The organism is Ilumatobacter fluminis (assembly GCF_004364865.1).
Taxonomy (GTDB): Bacteria; Actinomycetota; Acidimicrobiia; order Acidimicrobiales; family Ilumatobacteraceae; genus Ilumatobacter; species Ilumatobacter fluminis.
Window position 1 is genome coordinate 3,719,405 of the sequence record NZ_SOAU01000001.1, and the last position, 17,936, is coordinate 3,737,340.

A 17,936-nucleotide genomic window follows, 5' to 3' on the forward strand; every position below is an offset into this window, starting at 1 on the left:
TCGGAGACGCGAAACGGCCCGGGAGCCGAAGCTCCCGGGCCGTGTCAGACGTTGCGGTGCAACGACGCTCAGCAGAGCGTCATCACATCATGCCGCCCATGCCACCCATGGGATCCATGCCGCCGGCGGGCATCGCCGGGGCAGGCTCGGGCTTGTCGGCGACGAGGCACTCGGTGGTGAGCACCAGGGCAGCGATCGACGAGGCGTTCTGGAGACCCGCACGGGTCACCTTCGCCGGGTCGATGATGCCGGCCTTGAGGAGATCCTCGATCTCGCCGGTGGCCGCGTTGAGGCCGGTCGTGCCGGTCTCGGACTCGACCGCACGCACCATGACCGAACCCTCGAGGCCGGCGTTCTCCGCGATGTTGCGGGCCGGAGCCACGAGCGACTCGAACACGAGCTTGGCACCGGTCTGCTCGTCACCCTCGAGCGAGTCGACGACCGACTGGACCGAGCTGCGTGCACGGATGAGGGCGGTGCCGCCACCGGCGACGACGCCCTCTTCGATGGCCGCACGGACCGAGCTGACCGCGTCTTCGATGCGGTGCTTCTTCTCCTTGAGCTCGACCTCGGTGGCCGCGCCGACCTTGATGACGGCAACGCCGCCGGCCAGCTTGGCGAGGCGCTCCTGGAGCTTCTCGCGATCCCAGTCCGAGTCGGTGTTGTCGATCTCGGCCTTGATCTGGGCCACGCGGCCGTCGACGTCGTCGGCCGAGCCGCCACCGTCGACGATCGTCGTGTTGTCCTTGTTCACGATGACGCGCTTGGCGGTGCCGAGCAGGTCGAGCGTGGTGTTCTCGAGCTTGAGGCCGACGTCTTCGCTGATGACCTGGCCACCGGTGAGAACGGCCATGTCCTGCAGCATCGCCTTGCGGCGGTCGCCGAAGCCGGGGGCCTTGACGGCCACGGCGTTGAACGTGCCACGGATCTTGTTGACGACGAGGGTGGCGAGCGCCTCACCCTCGATGTCCTCGGCGACGATGACGAGCGGCTTGCCGGTCTTCATGACGGCTTCGAGGACCGGGAGCATCGCCTGGACGGTCGAGATCTTGCCCTGGTTCAGGAGGATGTAGGCGTCCTCGAGGACGGCTTCCTGACGGTCGGGGTCGGTCACGAAGTACGGCGAGAGGTAGCCCTTGTCGAACTGCATGCCCTCGGTGAACTCGAGCTCGGTGCCGAACGTGTTCGACTCCTCGACCGTCACGACGCCGTCCTTGCCGACCTTGTCGATGGCGTCGGCGATGACCTCGCCGATCGAGCTGTCGGCGGCCGAGATGGTCGCGACGTTGGCGATGTCGCTCTTGTCGTCGACCGGCTTGGCCTGGCTCGTGATCGAGTCGACCGCAGCGGCGACGGCCTTCTCGATGCCCTTCTTGACGGCCATCGGGTTGGCGCCGGCGGCGACGTTCTTCATGCCGACGCGCACCATGGCCTGGGCGAGCACGGTCGCCGTGGTGGTGCCGTCACCGGCGATGTCGTCGGTCTTGGTGGCTACTTCCTTGACCAGCTGGGCGCCCATGTTCTCGAACGGGTCTTCCAGCTCGATCTCCTTGGCGATCGACACACCGTCGTTGGTGATCGTCGGGGCGCCGAACTTCTTGTCGAGGACGACGTTGCGGCCCTTGGGGCCGAGGGTGACGCGCACGGCGTCGGCCAGCTTGTTGACGCCGGCTTCCAGCGAGCGGCGGGCCTCGTCGTCGAAGTGGAGCATCTTGCTCATGGTGAAATCAGTCCTTGTTCAGTTCGTTCGTGTTCGTTCGTTCGGTTCGTGCGGAGATCACTCGACGATCGCGAGCACGTCGCGAGCGTTGAGCACGAGGAGCTCGTCGCCGTCGACGGTGATCTCGGTGCCGCCGTACTTCGAGTACAGAACGGTCTGACCCTCTTCGATGCCGACGGGGATCAGCTCACCGCTCGACTCGGCGCGCTTGCCGGGGCCGACGGCGAGCACGGTGCCTTGCTGGGGCTTTTCCTTGGCGGTGTCGGGGATGACGAGACCCGATGCGGTCTGGGTCTCGGCCTCGTTCGGCTTGACGACGATGCGGTCATCCAGCGGCTTGAGCTTCATGGGTGCAGGCCTCCGTTGGCGTGTCACAGGGGTTGTTTGGATCGGTGTCCGGGGCGGTTAGCACTCACCCCGACCGAGTGCCAATGTTACGCGCATGTTGCCGCCGTTAGCAACCGCCACCCGAGAGTGCTAACGGAGGAACGGTGTCGGATCCGTTACGTCGCCGGAGCGATGCGGCAGTCACGGAAGGTGTAGGAGTTTGGCGGTCTGGGACGATGGAGGGGGTGGTGAGCGAGACGGCGAACGATCGGGGGCACGAGGCCCGGCGGCGACTGGTCGAGCTGTACGACGACGCCGTCGGCGAGGTGTACGGCTATCTCGCACGACGGTGCGAGTCGCCGGCCGTCGCCGAGGAACTCACCTCCGAGACGTTCCTCGCTGCCGCCGACGCCGTCGTCCGACGGCCACCGCCCGATCTCAGCGTCGCCTGGCTGATCGGGATCGCCCGCCACAAGCTCGCCGATCACTGGCGTCGACGCGAACGCGAGCAGCGTCTCCTCGTCGCCGTCGACGCCCAACCCGACGACACGTCCGACGTGTGGGACGTCGAACTCGACCGCATCACCGCCCACGACGTGTTGGCCGAGTTGGGTCCGCACCATCGCGGTGCGCTCACCCTTCGCTACGTCGACGGCCTACCGGTGCGGGAGGTCGCCGCCCTCCTCGGTCGCACCGAGAAGGCGACCGAGGTGCTGCTGGTCCGAGCCCGGGCCGCGTTCCGGACCGCCTACGAATCCCGACCGGCCGGAGGGATGACGCCATGAGCAACGACCCGTTCGACACCCTCGCCGTACCCGACGGCGGCGCGCCCACCCCGGACGTCGGGTTCGTCACCCGACTCCGTGCCCGTCTCGTCACCGCCCTCGATCTCGATCACGACGACGACTCGCCACTCATCGATCTGCCGGAGAGGAAGCCCACCATGAGCACCACCGAGACATCCATCACGACGGCGACCGTCGTGCCGTACCTCTGCGCCCACGACGGCGCCGCAGCCCTGCGCTTCTACGCCGACGCCTTCGGCGCATCCGAGGTGATGCGCGTGGAGGGCGACGACGGCCGGCTCGGCCACGCCGAGTTCGTGATCGGCGGCACCTCGTTCTACCTGTCGGACGAGTATCCGGAGATGGGCGTCGTGTCACCGCGCACCCTGGACGGCACGCCCGTCGCACTCCACCTCACCGTGACCGACGTCGACGACGTGTTCACCCGCGCCGTCGCCGCCGGCGCCACCGCAGTGATGGAACCCGCCGATCAACCGCACGGATCACGTCACGGCACCCTCGTCGATCCGTTCGGCCACCGCTGGATGCTGTCGCAGACGATCGAGGATGTCGACGTCGCGACCTATCGCGAACGGGCTGCCGACGACGGCTTCACGGTGACGGCGCCGGCGTCACGCCCGACCGGCCAGATCTGGGCGGCGATGCCCTACGCCGACGCACCGGCCGGCATCCGGTTCCTCACCGACGTGCTCGGATTCGAGGAGCAGATCGTCGTGCCGAACGAGGACGATCCGACGGTGATCGAGCACAGCCAGCTCCGTTGGCCCGAGGGCGGGATCCTGCAGGCGTCGACCGCGAACCGGCCGGGCAACCCGTACTCCCGGCGCCCGACCGGGAGCGAGTCGCTGTACATCGTGACCGCCGACCCCGAGGCGGTGTGGCGACGCTGCCAGGACGCCGACGTCGAGGTCGTCGACCCACCCCGGGTGCCCGAGTACGCCCCCGACACCATGGTCTTCTCGATCCGCGACCCCGAAGGCAACATCTTCAGCATCGGCTCCTACGCCGGCGAGTGACGCTCGACGACAGGATGCAGCAACGAATGGGGTCGGATACGTTTCGTCGCTCGAAGGGCTGCGAGCCTTCCGACTGTCCGACGAAACGTATCCGACCCCGTTCGTCGTGTCGGCGCGTCAGGTCGTGCGGGCGAAGTTGGCGATGCTGAGGGCGAGGTCGGTGCTCAGGTCGGGGCAGGCGATCGCCATGATCTCGGCGGCGTGCGTGGTGCCGAGCTGGTTGTCGCAGCGGGTCTGCACGCCGGCGCGCAGCAGCAGCCGGTAGAACTCGATGCCCTCGTCACGCAGCGGGTCGCACTCGTTCACGTGGATGACGGTCGACGGCAGCCCGCGCACGTCGTCCTCGGTCGCGAACGACGGCCAGGCGAGCGGGTTGCCGTCCTCGAACTCCTCGATGCCGTACGCCATCGCCCCACGGTTGTGGTGCAGGTTGAGCAGGATCCCCTCGTTCTCGGTCGACGACGGGAAGCGACCCTGCGGCCAGGCGCCGGCGATGTAGGGGCACAGCGGATAGAGGCCACGCACGAGCCCGATGTCACCGTCGCGCAGCAGCTTCAGGCCGGTCGCGATCGTCAGGTTGCCACCGCCGCTCTCACCGGCGACGACGATGTGATCGGGATCGACGCCGATCTCTGCGGCGTTCGCGTGCACCCACTTCAGCCCCGACACGCAGTCGTTCAAACCGGCCGGGAACGGCGCGATCTCCTCGACCGCCGACGGACGGAGTGCATTGCGGAACTCGACCATGACGACGCAGACGCCCTGGTTCGCGATCAATCGACCCCACGTGCGATACATCCCGTTGAACGCCGACAGCGTCTGCATGCCGCCACCGTGGATGTAGTAGACGCACGGCAGCGGATCGTCGGAGTGCGGACGGATGACCTGCAACTTGATCGTGTTGCCGTCGGGCTGCGACTCGATGTCGCGCGACGAGATGTCGAGCCCAGACGACGGGGCGACGTCCTCGTTGTCGAACAACTCGAACATCCCCGCCATCATCTGCTCGGCGGCGAGCGCTTCGGGCGTCGTCGCCTCGGCGATCAGCGCCTCACGGCTCTCGATGTCGCCTTGGGGGACGCTCGGCAGGTCGCCGAGGATCGCCTTGATGCGCGGATCGATGCGCGGATCGCTCTTGATGGTGGGCATGAATCGTTCCTTTCAGACTCTGGCGACGGTGACGCCGCAGGCTCGGAGGACGTCGATGGTCTCGGCCAGCGGCAGGCCGATCACGTTGCTCGGACTGCCGTCGATGCGCTCGACGAGCGCGCCGCCGGCGGTCTGCATGCCGTACGCGCCGGCCTTGTCGAGATGTTCGCCGATGCCGAGGTACCAGTCGATGTCGGCGTCGGTGAGGGTACGGAACGTGACGTCGGTGGTCACCACGGTGGCGATCGCCTCACGGGCGGTCCAACCGACGACGGCGGTGTGCACCTGGTGCGCTCGGCCCGACAACGCCTCGAGCATCTGGCGAGCGTGGGCGTCGTCGTCGGGCTTGGCGAGGATGTCGTCGTCGAGATCGACGGTCGTGTCGGCGGCGAGGACACAGATTCCGCCGTCACGGTCGAGCAGATGCGCGACCTTCTCGGCCTTGTCGATCGCCACCCGCTCGACGTACGCCCGAGGGTCTTCGCCGCGTTCCCACGACTCGTCGACGTCGGCCGGCTCGACCCGGAACGTCAGACCGAGCCCGCGCAGCAGCTCGTGACGTCGCGGCGATTGCGACGCGAGGACGAGCTCGGTCGACGACCCGCCCGTCAACGGGCGGCCTGGATGGCGGCCCAGACGCGCTGAGCGGTGCACGGCATGTCGACGTGCTGCACGCCCATCGGCGCCAGTGCGTCGCACACGGCGTTGTGGATGGCCGGCGTGGCTCCGATCGTGCCCGATTCGCCGATGCCCTTGGCGCCGAGCGGGTTGCGCGGGCTGTCGGTCTCGGTGTTCGAGGTCTCGAAGCTGCACAGCTCGGCCGCGGACGGCATCGCGTAGTCCATCAGGTTCGACGTGATCGGGTTGCCGTCGCTGTCGTACATGACCTGCTCGTACAGCGCCTGGGCGGCACCCTGGGCGATGCCGCCGTGCTGCTGACCGCGAACCAGCATCGGGTTGAGGATGCGACCGCAGTCGTCGACCGCCACGTGGCGGAGCATCTTGACGTGGCCGGTTTCGGTGTCGACCTCGACGACCGACACGTGTGCACCGAACGGGAACGTGGAATCGGAGCCGTCGAAGTCGAGCTCGTGGCGGAGCGCGCCGGGCTCGATCCCGTCGGGCAGCTTCGAGGCGTCGTTCGAGGCCGCCGCGAGATCGCCCCACGACACGGCCTTGGCCGGGACGCCGGCGACCTGCAGGCCACCGTCGCCGACCTCGATGTCGTCGGCCGACGCCTCGAGCATGTGCGCTGCGATCTGCTTCGCCCGGCTCACGACCTCTTGCGAGGCGGAGTAGATGGCGGAGCCACCGGTCTGCAGCGACCGCGACCCGAGCGTGCCCGAACCACGCGGCACCTTGGCGGTGTCGGAGTTGACGAAGGTGATCTTGTCCATCGGGATGCCGAGCACCTCGCTGGCGAGCATCGAGAACGAGGTCTGGTGTCCCTGACCGTGAACGCTCGTGCCGGCGGCGATCGTGGCGGTGCCGTCCTCGTGGACCTCGCACGAGCCCCACTCGACGTGGAGCCCGACCGGTGCAGTGACCTCGACGTACGCCGAGACCCCGATGCCGATCTGCTTGGCGTCGCCCGAGTCGCGTCGCCGCTGCTGCTCGGCGCGCAGGTCGGCGTAGCCCGAGGCCTCGAGCACGGCGTCGAGCGACTTCTCGTACTCGCCGGAGTCGTAGTTGCCGCCGGTGATGGTGGTGAGCGGGAAGGCGCTCGGCTGCAGGAAGTTCTTGCGACGGATCTCGGCCGGGTCCATGCCGATCTCGGCGGCGGCACGGTCGATGACCCGTTCGATGAGCTGGGTCGCCTCGGGCCGGCCGGCGCCGCGGTAGGCACCGATCGTTGTGTTGTTCGTGAGCACGGTCTTGGCATCGAAGCGCACCTTCGGGACGTCGTACACGCCGACCGACATCATCTGGGTGAGCATCGGCAGGATGGCGCCGATCGCCGGATAGGCGCCGGCGGCAGCGATGACCGAGGCGTCGAGACCGACGATGGTGCCGTCGTTGTTGACGCCCAGCCGGGCCTTCATCTTGAAGTCGCGGCCGTGCACGAGCGAGACCATGTCCTCGGACCGGGCCTCGACCCACTTGACGGGCTTGCCGAGCGTGAGCGCCGCCTTACCGGCGACGACGTGCTCGACGTAGGTGGCGGCCTTCGGGCCGAACCCGCCGCCGACCCACGGGCACACCATGCGGAGTTGCTCGCCCTCGAGGCCGAGCATCGGCGCGTAGGCGGCGTGGGCCGAGTGCGGCGCCTGGTGGCTCACCCACATGGTGAGGGTGCCGTCGTCGCCGGGCACGGCGACGACGCCGTTGTTCTCCATCGGCACGCCGGCCAAGCGCTGGCTGACCATGGTGACCTCGCCGACGGCGTCGGCGCCGGCGCACGGGTCGTCGTCGGTGCCACCCTCGGGGTACTGGCTCGCGAAGCAGATGTTGGTGCCGGTGTCGGGGAAGAGCAGCGGCGCGTCGGGCGCCAGACCGTCTTCGGGGTCGATGATGACCGGCAGCGGTTCGATGTCGGCGAAGATCTGCTCGGCGGCGTCGGTGGCCTGCTCGAGCGATTCGGCGACCACCGCAGCGATGATGTCGCCGACGAACCGCACCTTCTCGGTGGCGAAGATCGGCCGGTTCAGCTCGGGCGGCATCATCGGGAAGAACTGCATCGACGGCAGCCCGAGATCGTCACCGGCGTAGACGGCGACCACGCCGGGCATCGACGCCGCGTCGCCGAGATCGATCGACTGGATGTCGCCGTGCGCCACCGGTGATCGGACGAAGGCGACGTGCAGCATGCCCGTCTCGCGGATGTCGTCGACGTACTTGCCGTCTCCGGTGAGCAGCGTCGGGTCTTCCACCCGCTTGACGGCGTTGCCGAGAATCGAGCCAGATGCAGCCATGTCGAATGATCCCCAATCGTTCGAGTTGTCCCCCAGGTGGCCCTGATCCTTGCCGCGATCGACCAGGACAGTCAAACCGTACGGCCCGTCGGCTGGGGTCAGACCTCAACCGACACGCCTCGAGGACCACCGATCCCCTCGATGTCGGTTGAGGTCTGACCCCATCCGACATCAACCGACCAGGATCGACCGGCTCGGGTCAGCCGCCGGAGAGGGCCATGACGTCGGCGTCGTCGGGGATCGCCAGCTCGTCGGGGTCGTCGAGGTAACCCTCGGGGAGCGCGACCTTGATCGGCCCGTTGGTGTGACCGCGCTTGATGCGCTCGCCGCCCTCGACGATCTCGGCGTCGGGGTCGAACGCGCCGAGGACGTCGTCGAGCTGTGCCAGCGACGAGACCTGGGCGAGGGTGCGGCGGACGTCGGGGCCGACCGGGTAGCCCGACAGGTACCAGGCGCAGTGTTTGCGGAAGTCGCGCATCGCGTGCTCCTCGCCACCGAACCCGGCGTAGTGGTCGGTGAGCAGTCGGGCGTGGCGGCGCATCGCCTCGGCGACCTCGCCGAGGCGGCGCGGGGCCGGCGCCTCGCCACCGTTCAGCACGGTGATCAGGTCACCGAACAGCCAGGGGCGTCCGAGGCATCCGCGGCCGATCACGACGCCGTCACAGTCGGTTTGGGCCATCATCGCCACGGCGTCTGACGCCTCCCAGATGTCGCCGTTGCCGAGGACCGGAATGTCGGTCACCGCTTCCTTCAGGGCGCCGATCGCCTCCCAGCGGGCCTCGCCGGAGTAGTGCTGCTCGACCGTGCGGGCGTGGAGCGCGATCCATCCGATGCCCTCGTCGGCGCAGATGCGGCCGGTCGTGATGTCGGTGCGCAGGTCGTCCCAGAGTCCCATCCGGAACTTGGCGGTGACCGGCACGCCGTACGGTTCGGCGGCCTGCACGGCACGCCGGACGATCTGCTGGAGCAGCTTCGGCTTCGCGGGTACGGCGGCACCGCCGCCCTTGCGGGTGACCTTGGCAGCCGGACAGCCGAAGTTCAGGTCGACGTGATCGACCCGCCCCTCGTCGCACACCTGATGCACGGCGCGGCCGAGCATGTCGGGATCGCTGCCGTAGATCTGGAGGCTGCGCGGCGACTCGTCGTCACCGAACTGCATCATCGTCAGCGTCTTGTCGTTGCGGTACACGACGGCATGCGACATGACCATCTCGTTGACGTAGACGAGTTCGTCGCCGTACGACCGGCACATCGCGCGGAAGGCGCGGTTGGTCACGCCCGCCATGGGGGCGAGCACCACGGGCGCCTTCGGCGTGAACGATCCGATCTGCAGCGGCAACATCAGGTCGAAAACGGTACCGTCGCCCCGTGCCGACCGCGACGACCGTGATCTCGAAGCCGTTCGCGGCGTTGACGGTACGAGAGTTCCACGACCTGCTCCGGCTCCGCATCGACGTGTTCGTCGTGGAGCAAGCGTGCCCGTACCCCGAACTCGACGGCCGTGACGTCGAGCCCGGAACGGGGCACCACTGGATCACCGGTAGCGCCGCACGGGGTTCTGCCGATGACGGTGATGCCGTCGCGGCCTACGCCCGCACGCTCGACGACGGCGACGCGATCCGTATCGGTCGGGTCGTGGCGGCGCCGGACGCACGCGGCGCAGGTCTTGCCGCGGCGCTCATGGCCCACCTCGTCGATCGGTTCGAGGGGCAGGCGATCGTGCTCGATGCCCAGTCGCACCTCGTCGACTGGTACCGCCGCTTCGGATTCGAGCCCGACGGCGAGGAGTTCGTGGAGGACGGTATCCCCCACGTCCCGATGCGCCGAGTCGGCTGAGTCGGCCGCGCCGCCGATCCGTCAATCGCCCCCGTCGATCATCCAGCCGCCCGCCCGCCAGTGCCGGCCGTCGCCACGGAACGCTGTTGCAGAGAGAGTACTCACTCTCTAACATGGCGGCATGCCGACCCAGGCCGAGCGCCGCGCCGCCACCCGTGCCACCCTCCTCGACGCCGCCGCCGAGGTCCTCGTCGAACGCGGGCTGGCCGGATTCACCACGACGGCGGTCACCGACCGCGCCGGGGTAAGCAACGGCGCCCTGTTCCGTCACTTCCCGACGCGCCTCGACCTGATCGCCGCAACGGTCGAACACGTCCTGGTTCGCCTCCGCACGACCTACGAGACGACGTTCGGCGATCTGCCCGATCGTCCCGACGTCGAGACCCTGCTCGACCTGTTGTGGTCGGCGATGTCCGACACCCAGTTCGGCGCCGTGCTCGAGGTGTACACCCAGGCCCGCACCGACACCGACCTGCTCGCAGCAATCCACCCGATCGTCGCCGAACACGGCGACTACGTGAACGCGCTGACCGCACGAGTCGCCGCAACGCTCGGCGACGGCACCGACACCGCTCCCCTGGCCGGCCTCGGCAGCCTCGCCATCCTCGCCATGCAGGGGCTCGTGGTCGGCCAGATGGCCGGCGCCTCGCCCGGCTACGAACGCGATGTCCTCGCCGACTTCCGAACCCTCATCGACACACTGATCGACACGGGGCGATCCCCGACCCGAACCGGAGCACCGTCATGAACACGAACACGAGCACGAACACCGGCATCGACCCCACATCGGCCGACGCCACCACCGGTATCCGCTCGACCGACCTGACGACCAAGCGTGAGATCTGGCGCTTCCTCGTCACCCGGCCATCGGCACAGGCCCTCGCCGTCGCGATCGTCGTGCTCGGCACTGCACGACTCGTCGTCGGCGACTACGGCCGCGGCGACCTGATCGCGATCGTCGCGACGCTCGCCATGACGGGCACCGTCGAGTGGATCATCCACAAGTACCTGCTGCACGCCCCGCTCGACTCGTGGGCCACCCGGACGCTCGGCACCGGCACCGGACACCACCAACACCATCTCGATCCGACCGATCCCGACTGGCTCCTGCTCGGCGGCCTCGACGCGGCCGTGTTCGTCACGATGTTCGGGGCGGTCACAGCCGCATGGTCGGTTCCCCTGATGTGGATCACCGGTTCGTCGATCCTCGGCGGCTTCCTCACGGCGTGGCTGTGCGCCGCGATCGGGCTGTTCCACTACGAGTTCGTCCACCTCATGGTGCACACCCGGTACCGACCCCGAACCCGCTTCTACAAGGGGTTGGCCCGACACCACCGACTCCATCACTACCGCAACGAGCACTACTGGCTCGGTGTCACCTCGAACACCGGCGACCGACTCCTGCGCACCCTCCCGAAGCACAAGACCGACGTCCCCCTCAGCGACACCGCCCGAACCCTCGGCCAATAGCGACGATCAGGTCATCCCGGTTCGTCGCAGGTCGCAGCACCCTCGGTCACCCATCGGACCGACACATCTCGATACTGATTCGGGAGCGACGGCGTCGAGGGCAAGGCGCGGTAGGGCGACGCTGACTTCCGTCAGCGAGCCCGATCCGCAACGCCGCCATCGGCGTCGTCGAACCGAATCAGGGGGAGTTTGAGGTTGGGGTGGGCCCCGTCGGCGAGGTCGGTCGGGCCGTCGCTCGCCAGGCGGTACCAGCCCGCCGCCGCGATCATCGCCGCGTTGTCGGTGCACATCGACCGGCTCGGCAGGAAGCCACGCACCCCGTCCTTGGCGCACGCGCCGAGCAGTTCCTCGCGCAACAGTGAGTTGGCGGCCACTCCCCCGCCCAGCACGATCCCCTTCGCGCCGGTGACCTGGGCCGCCCGGCGGGCCTTGGTGACCAACACGTCGACCACGGCCATCTGGAAGCTCGCGGCGACGTCGGCCGAGGAGACGTCCGGGTGCTTGCGCACGTAGTTCATGACCGCGGTCTTGAGGCCGCTGAAGCTGAAGTCGAGGTTGTCCGGGTCGTCGCTGAGCGCCCGCGGGAACCGGATGGCGTCCGGGTCGCCGTTGAGCGCCTCGGCGTCGATGGCCGGTCCGCCCGGATAGCCGAGGTCCAAGAAGCGCGCCACCTTGTCGAACGCCTCGCCGGCAGCGTCGTCGATCGTCTGGCCGAGCAGCCGGTACCGGCCGTGGTCCTGCATCTCGATCAGCATCGTGTGACCGCCCGACACGAGCAGCACGACCATCGGGAACTCGAGCGTCGGGTCTTCGAGGAACGCCGAGTAGAGGTGAGCCTCGAGGTGGTTGACGCCGACGTACGGCACGTCCCACGCGAGCGCCAACGACTTCGCCGCCGACACACCGACCAACAGCGCGCCGATCAGACCAGGGCCATGCGTGCACGCGACGGCGTCGATGCGCTGTTCGTCGATGCCGGCTTCGACGATCGCACGTGCGATCACCGGGTTGAGCGCCTCGAGGTGGGCGCGGCTGGCGATCTCCGGCACGACACCGCCGAAGTCGGCGTGGATCTCGATCTGGCTCGACACCACACTCGACACCACGTCGTTGCCGCCCATCACGATGGCGGCGGCGGTCTCGTCGCAGCTGGTCTCGATGCCGAGTACGACGGTGGATTCGTCGGGGGTCGACGTCGGTCGATCGGCGCTCATCGGCCGTCCTCCTGCAACTCTCGTTCGATGGTGTCGAGTCGGGCGGCGTACTCGTCGGTGGCCAGGTCGTGGCACCACATGACGATCGCGTCCTCGACGTTGTCGTAGTAGCGGCGGCGGATGCCGGCCGGGGCGAAGCCGAACACGCGATAGAGCTCCTGAGCGCCCGTGCTGCCGGCACGCACCTCGAGCGTCCACGCGACGCACCCGCGCGAGCGCGCCGTGCGGGCGAGGTCGAGCATCAGCCGGCTCGCGACGCCACGGCGACGGTGCGCCTCGTCGACGACGATGTTCGTGATGTGCGCCTGATCGCCATCGGGGTCGATGACGTGCCACAGGCCGGCGTACCCGACGATGTCGCGGCCGTCTCGGGCGACGAGGTAGTAGCGGCTGCCGTTGCCGACCTGGTCGAGCTCGGTCTCGAAGATCCGCCTCGACCACGAGGTGGGATACGCGGCGTCCTCGATCGGCATGACCGCCTTGAGGTCGCGGCGACGCATCGGCTCGATCACGATCGGACCGGCGTCGGGGTGCGAGCGGCGGAGCCGGTTCGACAGGATGCTCACGCCCGCTGCTCCCGGGTCGCCCAGTTGATCTGGGCGTCGGGCGGCCGAAGGTAGATGGGTTCGATCTCGTTCGGCCGCACCCACTCCTCGCGCAAGGCCTTGGCGTGTGCCAACTCGACGAGTGCACCCGGCGACGGGTGGACGGGTGCGGCGATCTCGCAGCGGTATCCCTCGAGGATCTCGTCGCGGTACCGGTGGGCGCCGTCGCCGACGAGGAGCGCCTCCTGGCTCCGGGCGAGCAGATCGGCGACGAGCTCGTCGACCGGCCCGACGGTGGGCGTGGCGACCTGTTGCACACCACCGGGCACCTGCCGGTACATCGCCCATGACACCTCGCTCTTGCGCGCGTCGATCACGGGGACCACGACTCGGTCGGTGTGTCGGCACGGGAACGCCAGGAGGTCGAGCGACGAGATGCCGATCATCGGGATGCGCAGCGCCTGCGCCATCGCCTTCGCCGCCGAGATACCGACACGCATGCCGGTGAACATGCCGGGACCGATGTCGACGGCGATGCAGCCGAGTTCGTCGACGTCGATGTCGGCATTGCGGAGTACGAACTCGATCGCGGGGGTGAGGATCTCGGCGTGTCGGCGACCGCGCGTCACCTCGAACGTCGCGATGACGCCTTCGTGGCCGCCGATCGCGACACCGACCTGTTCGGTCGCCGATTCGATCCCGAGGATCAGCATCGGTACGCCTCCATCGCCGCCGCCAATCGGTCCCATCGACCGGCCCAGCCCGGGCCGGTGGCGTCGAGCGTGATCAGCCGCGACCCGTCGAGGCCGAAGTCGTCGTCCGCGTCGCCATCCGCATCCGCAGCGTCATCGTCGTCAGCGTCGTCGTGGTCGATCCGCACCTCGAGGTGGTCGCCCAACGTCGCGGCGGCCACGTCGCCCCACTCGACGAGCACGATCCCACCGAACTCGGCGAGTTCGTGCAGCGCCAGTTCGTCGACGTCGCCGGTCGTGTCGAGGCGGTAGAGGTCGGCGTGGTGCATCGTCACCTTGCTGTTCGGCACGGGGTAGCTGTGCACCAGGGTGAACGTCGGCGAGGTGATCGCCTCGACGATGCCGAGCGCACGTCCGAACCCCTGGGCGAAGGCGGTCTTGCCGGCGCCAATCTCACCGGCCAGCACGATCAGGTCGCCCGGACGCGAGACGCTCGCCAACGCGGCGGCGATGGACTGGGTGGACGCGAGCGAGTCGGCGCGCAGCAACATGGCAGTCCCCGATGTTACGGCGTCGCGGAGCCTGCGACGCCGACCTCACCGATGCCCGCCACCGACGACTCGGCGCGGCACCCGGGCCGAGATGCCACAGACGATCTCGTAGCCGATCGTGCCGAGCCGTTCCGCCCAGTGCTCGGCACGGATCTCGTGCTCCCCTTGGCGACCGATGAGGACGACCTCGTCCCCGATCGTCACGGGTGCGTCGCGGACGTCGACCACCAACTGGTCCATGGTGACGACGCCGACGATCGGGCAGCGTCGGCCTCCGATCAGCACGTCGAACCCCGGCGCGTCGGGCAGGGTGCCGAGCCGGCGTGGCACCCCGTCGGCGTAGCCGATCGGCACCGTCGCCACGGTCGTGTCCCGGTCGAAACGGTGGCGCCACCCGTACGACACATGGGTGCCCGCGTCGACCTGCTTGACGTACGACACCCTCGCCTTGAGTGCGAGCGCCGGACGGAGATCGGCGACCAGATGGTCGACGTCCGGTCCCGGCGAGATGCCGTACATCGCGATCCCGAGGCGGACGAACGACCGACGGGCGGACGGCGCCGCGAGCGCACCGGCCGAATTCGCGGCGTGGACGGCCGGCAGGTCGGCGTCACCCAGCGAGCCGAGCGCGGCGTCGAATGTCGCCAGCTGTTCGGCGGTCGCCCGGTGTTCGGGCTCGTCGGCGACAGCGAGGTGGGTGAACACGCCGCCGAGCCGGAGCGAGTCCGACGAGCGCACGGCGTCGACGAGCGATGCGATCAGGTCGGGGGCCGCGCCGACCCGCTGCATCCCGCTGTCGATCTTGAGATGCACCGAGACGACGGCGCCGACACGGGTCGCCGCTGCTGCGAGCGCGTCGACATGGTCGAGCCGGTAGGCGGTCGCCTCCAGTCCGGCGGCAGCGAGCGAGTCGAGTTGCTCGGGCGGTTGCTCGGTCAGGACCAGGATCGGCGCGTCGATGCCGGCGGCTCGCAGCTCGACGCCTTCCTGCACGAGCGCGACGCACAATCCTGCGGCGCCGGCGTCGAGGGCGGCCCGTGCCGCCGTCACGGCGCCGTGGCCGTAGCCGTCGGCCTTGACGACCGCTCGGACGTGCGACGGGCTCACCGCTCGGGTGAGCGAGCCGACGTTGTGACGCAGGGCGTCGACGTCGACCTCGGCCCACGCCCACCGGCTCGCCGCCACGTCGACGTCGTCGCGCCGGCCCTCGTCGTTGTCAGAGGGCACTGACGTCGAATCCCAACGCGTCGAGGGTGTCGATGTCGGCGTTGCCGGTGACCGGCAGATCGTTGTCGTCCTGGAATGCGCTGACGGCGTCGGTCGTGGTGTCGCCGTAGACGTTGTCGACGGCGTCGGCGAACAGATCGAGTCGCTGGAGCCGGGTCTGGAGCGCACCGACGTCGGATCCCGACATGCCGGGTTCGAGTTCGCGTGTGAGCTGCAGGACGTGGTAGTCGGTGCGGCACTCGAACCGCCGCTGTTCGCCGATCTCGTAGCAGAGCAGACCGTCGACACCGACCGGGTACAGCGCCTCGACGTCGGCGACGGGGCCCGTCTCGTCGGGGTCGGGACACGGGTTCTCGACGAGGCGGTTCGGGGCGGTGGGGAACGGGCACGGTCGTTCGTCGAGGAACGCCATCTTCCGCGTGAGGTAGTCGGCCGCCGCCCAGGCTCCGACGGCCCGGTAATGCACACCGTCGGTCGCGAACCATTCGCGCTGGTCGGCGGTGAAGCCACCCCAGTCGGCGATGACGACGTCGGGGAAGTCGCCGGTGGCGATCAGGCGGCTGAGTTCGGCGTTGTTGTCGGCGAAGGTCTCGTGATTGCCGACCGAGCCGGGCGAGACGTAGTCGACGTCGGATCGCAGGGTGTACCAGACGATCCGTTCGTACCCGAGGCTCCGTGCCCGACTGACGATGTTCCGGAACGATGCCTCGAATCCGAACGTGCCGTCGTTGTAGCCGGTGGCGACGACGAGGGTGTGGTAGTTGTCGGAGTGGTCGAGCAGGGCGGCATGCACCGACGGCGGTGTGCGGCCCTCACGGCCTCGACACGAGGCGTAGTAGAGGCGCCGACACGACTCGAGGTCGAGGGTGTGTTCGAAGCCGACGATCGCGAACTCGGCGTTGGGCACCCAGCGCAGGGCCGCGATGGCGCTGTCGCCGATCACCACGGCCGGTTCGGGCGGGGCGACACGGACGGCCTGTTCGGCGACCGGATCGGCGGCGTCGCCGATGCCGACCGACGCCGCGTACGCCGTCACACCGGCGAGCGCGACGACGATCGACGCCAGCAGCGCGGCGGTGCGGGAGGGGCGAGATGGCGTGGTCATGCGTCGGTGGCGAGGAGATCGGTGAACACCGCCGGCAGCTGTTCGACGAGGTCACCGGCGATGACGCCGACGGAGGCGCATCGTTGCACGGCGAGGCCGTGGACGAACGCTCCTGCGGCGGCGGCACGATGGGCGGGGATCTGTCGTGCCAACAGTGCGCCGATGATACCGGCCAGGACGTCGCCCGTCCCTGCCGTCGCCAGTCGCTCGTCGCCGGCGTCGACGATCAGGGGCACCTCGCCGGGCGTGGCGACCACCGTGGCCGGTCCCTTCAACAAGACCGTCGCACCGGTCGTGTCGGCGAGTGAGGTGGCGGCGGCGAGGCGGTCGTCGTCGGGTCGGCGACCCGTGAGCAGGCCGTACTCGCCGTCGTGGGGTGTCAGGACCGTCGGAACCTCACGGTCGACCAGGACCGCCGGCGACCCGGCTTCGTTCCAGGCGAGTGCGAACAGACCGTCGCCGTCGATGACCATCGGGACGACGGCGTCCTCCACACAGCGCAGCACGGAGGCGACCGTGTGCTCCTCGCGGCCGAGACCCGGTCCGATGACGAGGGAGCGGAACCGATGGAGGTCGTCGAGCACCGCGGTGTACCAGTCGAACCCGGGGACTCGTCGATCGAGGGCCTCCACGGGTGCGTCGGCGTCGACGCCCGGGCTCGAGACGGCGACCAGGCTCGCTCCGGCCCGCTGTGCCGCCGTGGTGGCCAGGTGGCCGGCGCCGGTCATGCCGGGTGTCCCGGCGACGATGCGGACCGCCTCACGCCACTTGTGCGCATCGGTCGGGCGGTGCGGCAGCCAGTGCCGGACGGCTGCGGCGTCGACGAGGAGGGCATCGGCTCGATCGACCCCGAGGCCGATGTCGACGACTTCGAGATCACCGCATCGGGCCGGACCGTCGGCGAAGACGTGCCCCGGCTTGGCGGCCTGGAACGTCACCGTCCGCACGGCGTGCGGCGTCGACGGACCGGCGACGCCGGTGGCGGCGTCGAGTCCGGTCGGCACGTCGACCGCCAGCACCGGTGTGGCCCCGACATCGGGGAACTGCCAACCACCGCGGAAGCCGGTGCCGAACGCAGCGTCGATCACCAGGTCGGCTCGTGGCAGGCGCTCGGGCAGGTCGAGCGCGTCGACCACCGCCACACGGACGCCCCGTTCGCGCAACCGTGTCGCTGCGACCCGGCCGTCCGCGCCGTTGTTGCCCGGTCCGGCGACGACGAGGACCCGTCGGCCGTACGTGCCGCCCAGCTGGCGGATCGCCGCTCGGGCCACGGCGGCGCCGGCGCGTGCGATCAGTTCGTCGAGGGGCACCTCGCTGGCGTCATCGATCGCCTGCATGTGCTGCGGGGTGACGACCTGGATCACGA

At 69.2% G+C, this 17,936-nt stretch carries 18 protein-coding genes; 5 read left to right on the plus strand and 13 right to left on the minus strand.

The window, feature by feature from the left end; translation table 11 throughout:
- Positions 1-82: 82 nt before the first annotated feature.
- Positions 83-1,720, minus strand: coding sequence for a chaperonin GroEL (gene groL, locus BDK89_RS16855; protein ID WP_133870061.1), 1,638 nt, complete (start codon positions 1,718-1,720; stop codon positions 83-85).
- A gap of 57 nt (positions 1,721-1,777) precedes the next feature.
- Positions 1,778-2,068 carry a co-chaperone GroES gene (groES, locus tag BDK89_RS16860; RefSeq protein ID WP_133870062.1) on the minus strand — a complete coding sequence of 97 codons (291 nt, stop codon included), beginning with the start codon at positions 2,066-2,068 and terminating at the stop codon, positions 1,778-1,780.
- 215 nt (positions 2,069-2,283) lie between these two features.
- On the opposite strand from groES, the gene BDK89_RS16865 reads away from it, so the two are divergent.
- On the plus strand, positions 2,284-2,832 hold the full coding sequence (locus tag BDK89_RS16865; RefSeq protein WP_133870063.1) for an RNA polymerase sigma factor: 549 nt from the start codon (positions 2,284-2,286) through the stop codon (positions 2,830-2,832).
- A complete protein-coding gene (locus tag BDK89_RS16870; RefSeq protein ID WP_208294107.1) occupies positions 2,829-3,869 on the plus strand; it encodes a VOC family protein in 1,041 nt (346 codons plus the stop codon). The genes BDK89_RS16865 and BDK89_RS16870 overlap by 4 nt, the downstream gene beginning before the upstream one ends.
- Positions 3,870-3,986: 117 nt before the next feature.
- Here BDK89_RS16870 and BDK89_RS16875 read toward each other — a convergent pair whose 3' ends face one another.
- The 4 genes from BDK89_RS16875 to dusB form a co-directional block, all read right to left on the minus strand.
- Positions 3,987-5,018, minus strand: coding sequence for an alpha/beta hydrolase (locus BDK89_RS16875; protein ID WP_133870064.1), 1,032 nt, complete (start codon positions 5,016-5,018; stop codon positions 3,987-3,989).
- Positions 5,019-5,030: 12 nt separating this feature from the next.
- The gene (locus BDK89_RS16880) at positions 5,031-5,630 is read right to left on the minus strand and encodes a Maf family protein (RefSeq protein ID WP_133870065.1); all 600 of its coding nucleotides are present in this window, start codon (positions 5,628-5,630) and stop codon (positions 5,031-5,033) included.
- Entirely contained in the window at positions 5,627-7,930 is a 2,304-nt protein-coding gene (locus BDK89_RS16885) for a xanthine dehydrogenase family protein molybdopterin-binding subunit (RefSeq protein ID WP_133870066.1), read from the minus strand. The genes BDK89_RS16880 and BDK89_RS16885 overlap by 4 nt, the downstream gene beginning before the upstream one ends.
- Before the next feature lie 199 nt (positions 7,931-8,129).
- Positions 8,130-9,272, minus strand: coding sequence for a tRNA dihydrouridine synthase DusB (gene dusB / locus BDK89_RS16890; RefSeq protein WP_133870067.1), 1,143 nt, complete (start codon positions 9,270-9,272; stop codon positions 8,130-8,132).
- A gap of 26 nt (positions 9,273-9,298) precedes the next feature.
- Between dusB and BDK89_RS16895 the strand changes: the two genes are divergently transcribed.
- From BDK89_RS16895 to BDK89_RS16905, 3 genes are all read left to right on the plus strand, one after another.
- Complete coding sequence (locus BDK89_RS16895; protein ID WP_133870068.1) at positions 9,299-9,766, plus strand: GNAT family N-acetyltransferase; 468 nt, start codon at positions 9,299-9,301, stop codon at positions 9,764-9,766.
- Positions 9,767-9,887: 121 nt separating this feature from the next.
- Entirely contained in the window at positions 9,888-10,514 is a 627-nt protein-coding gene (locus BDK89_RS16900; protein WP_133870069.1) for a TetR/AcrR family transcriptional regulator, read from the plus strand.
- The gene (locus BDK89_RS16905; protein ID WP_133870070.1) at positions 10,511-11,236 is read left to right on the plus strand and encodes a sterol desaturase family protein; all 726 of its coding nucleotides are present in this window, start codon (positions 10,511-10,513) and stop codon (positions 11,234-11,236) included. The genes BDK89_RS16900 and BDK89_RS16905 overlap by 4 nt, the downstream gene beginning before the upstream one ends.
- A gap of 131 nt (positions 11,237-11,367) precedes the next feature.
- Here the strand turns inward: BDK89_RS16905 and tsaD are convergent, their stop codons facing one another.
- From tsaD to BDK89_RS16940, 7 genes are read right to left on the minus strand one after another with little or no spacing between them, the layout of a single operon-like run.
- Positions 11,368-12,450 (minus strand): tRNA (adenosine(37)-N6)-threonylcarbamoyltransferase complex transferase subunit TsaD, encoded by a 1,083-nt coding sequence (gene tsaD / locus BDK89_RS16910; RefSeq protein ID WP_133870071.1) that lies wholly within the window; start codon positions 12,448-12,450, stop codon positions 11,368-11,370.
- Positions 12,447-13,016 carry a ribosomal protein S18-alanine N-acetyltransferase gene (rimI, locus tag BDK89_RS16915; protein ID WP_208294108.1) on the minus strand — a complete coding sequence of 190 codons (570 nt, stop codon included), beginning with the start codon at positions 13,014-13,016 and terminating at the stop codon, positions 12,447-12,449. Before rimI ends, tsaD begins: the two co-directional genes overlap by 4 nt.
- Positions 13,013-13,708, minus strand: a complete 696-nt coding sequence (gene tsaB / locus BDK89_RS16920) for a tRNA (adenosine(37)-N6)-threonylcarbamoyltransferase complex dimerization subunit type 1 TsaB (protein WP_133870072.1) — start codon at positions 13,706-13,708, stop codon at positions 13,013-13,015. Before tsaB ends, rimI begins: the two co-directional genes overlap by 4 nt.
- A complete protein-coding gene (gene tsaE / locus BDK89_RS16925; RefSeq protein WP_133870073.1) occupies positions 13,702-14,238 on the minus strand; it encodes a tRNA (adenosine(37)-N6)-threonylcarbamoyltransferase complex ATPase subunit type 1 TsaE in 537 nt (178 codons plus the stop codon). The genes tsaB and tsaE overlap by 7 nt, the downstream gene beginning before the upstream one ends.
- 45 nt (positions 14,239-14,283) lie before the next feature.
- A complete protein-coding gene (alr, locus tag BDK89_RS16930) occupies positions 14,284-15,465 on the minus strand; it encodes an alanine racemase (RefSeq protein ID WP_208294109.1) in 1,182 nt (393 codons plus the stop codon).
- Positions 15,455-16,570, minus strand: coding sequence for a peptidoglycan-binding protein (locus BDK89_RS16935; RefSeq protein ID WP_133870074.1), 1,116 nt, complete (start codon positions 16,568-16,570; stop codon positions 15,455-15,457). Before BDK89_RS16935 ends, alr begins: the two co-directional genes overlap by 11 nt.
- Positions 16,567-17,934, minus strand: a complete 1,368-nt coding sequence (locus tag BDK89_RS16940; protein ID WP_133870075.1) for an NAD(P)H-hydrate dehydratase — start codon at positions 17,932-17,934, stop codon at positions 16,567-16,569. The genes BDK89_RS16935 and BDK89_RS16940 overlap by 4 nt, the downstream gene beginning before the upstream one ends.
- Positions 17,935-17,936 lie beyond the last annotated feature (2 nt).

Bases quoted from the DNA above. Each gene is read 5' to 3' on its own strand.
- tsaE (WP_133870073.1), bottom strand. From the start codon at position 14,238: ATGTTGCTGCGCGCCGACTCGCTCGCGTCCACCCAGTCCATCGCCGCC.
- BDK89_RS16870 (WP_208294107.1), top strand. From the start codon at position 2,829: ATGAGCAACGACCCGTTCGACACCCTCGCCGTACCCGACGGCGGCGCG.
- BDK89_RS16865 (WP_133870063.1), top strand. From the start codon at position 2,284: ATGGAGGGGGTGGTGAGCGAGACGGCGAACGATCGGGGGCACGAGGCC.
- BDK89_RS16900 (WP_133870069.1), top strand. From the start codon at position 9,888: ATGCCGACCCAGGCCGAGCGCCGCGCCGCCACCCGTGCCACCCTCCTC.
- BDK89_RS16885 (WP_133870066.1), bottom strand. From the start codon at position 7,930: ATGGCTGCATCTGGCTCGATTCTCGGCAACGCCGTCAAGCGGGTGGAA.
- BDK89_RS16935 (WP_133870074.1), bottom strand. From the start codon at position 16,570: ATGACCACGCCATCTCGCCCCTCCCGCACCGCCGCGCTGCTGGCGTCG.
- BDK89_RS16905 (WP_133870070.1), top strand. From the start codon at position 10,511: ATGAACACGAACACGAGCACGAACACCGGCATCGACCCCACATCGGCC.
- tsaB (WP_133870072.1), bottom strand. From the start codon at position 13,708: ATGCTGATCCTCGGGATCGAATCGGCGACCGAACAGGTCGGTGTCGCG.
- tsaD (WP_133870071.1), bottom strand. From the start codon at position 12,450: ATGAGCGCCGATCGACCGACGTCGACCCCCGACGAATCCACCGTCGTA.
- groES (WP_133870062.1), bottom strand. From the start codon at position 2,068: ATGAAGCTCAAGCCGCTGGATGACCGCATCGTCGTCAAGCCGAACGAG.
- groL (WP_133870061.1), bottom strand. From the start codon at position 1,720: ATGAGCAAGATGCTCCACTTCGACGACGAGGCCCGCCGCTCGCTGGAA.
- BDK89_RS16875 (WP_133870064.1), bottom strand. From the start codon at position 5,018: ATGCCCACCATCAAGAGCGATCCGCGCATCGATCCGCGCATCAAGGCG.
- dusB (WP_133870067.1), bottom strand. From the start codon at position 9,272: ATGTTGCCGCTGCAGATCGGATCGTTCACGCCGAAGGCGCCCGTGGTG.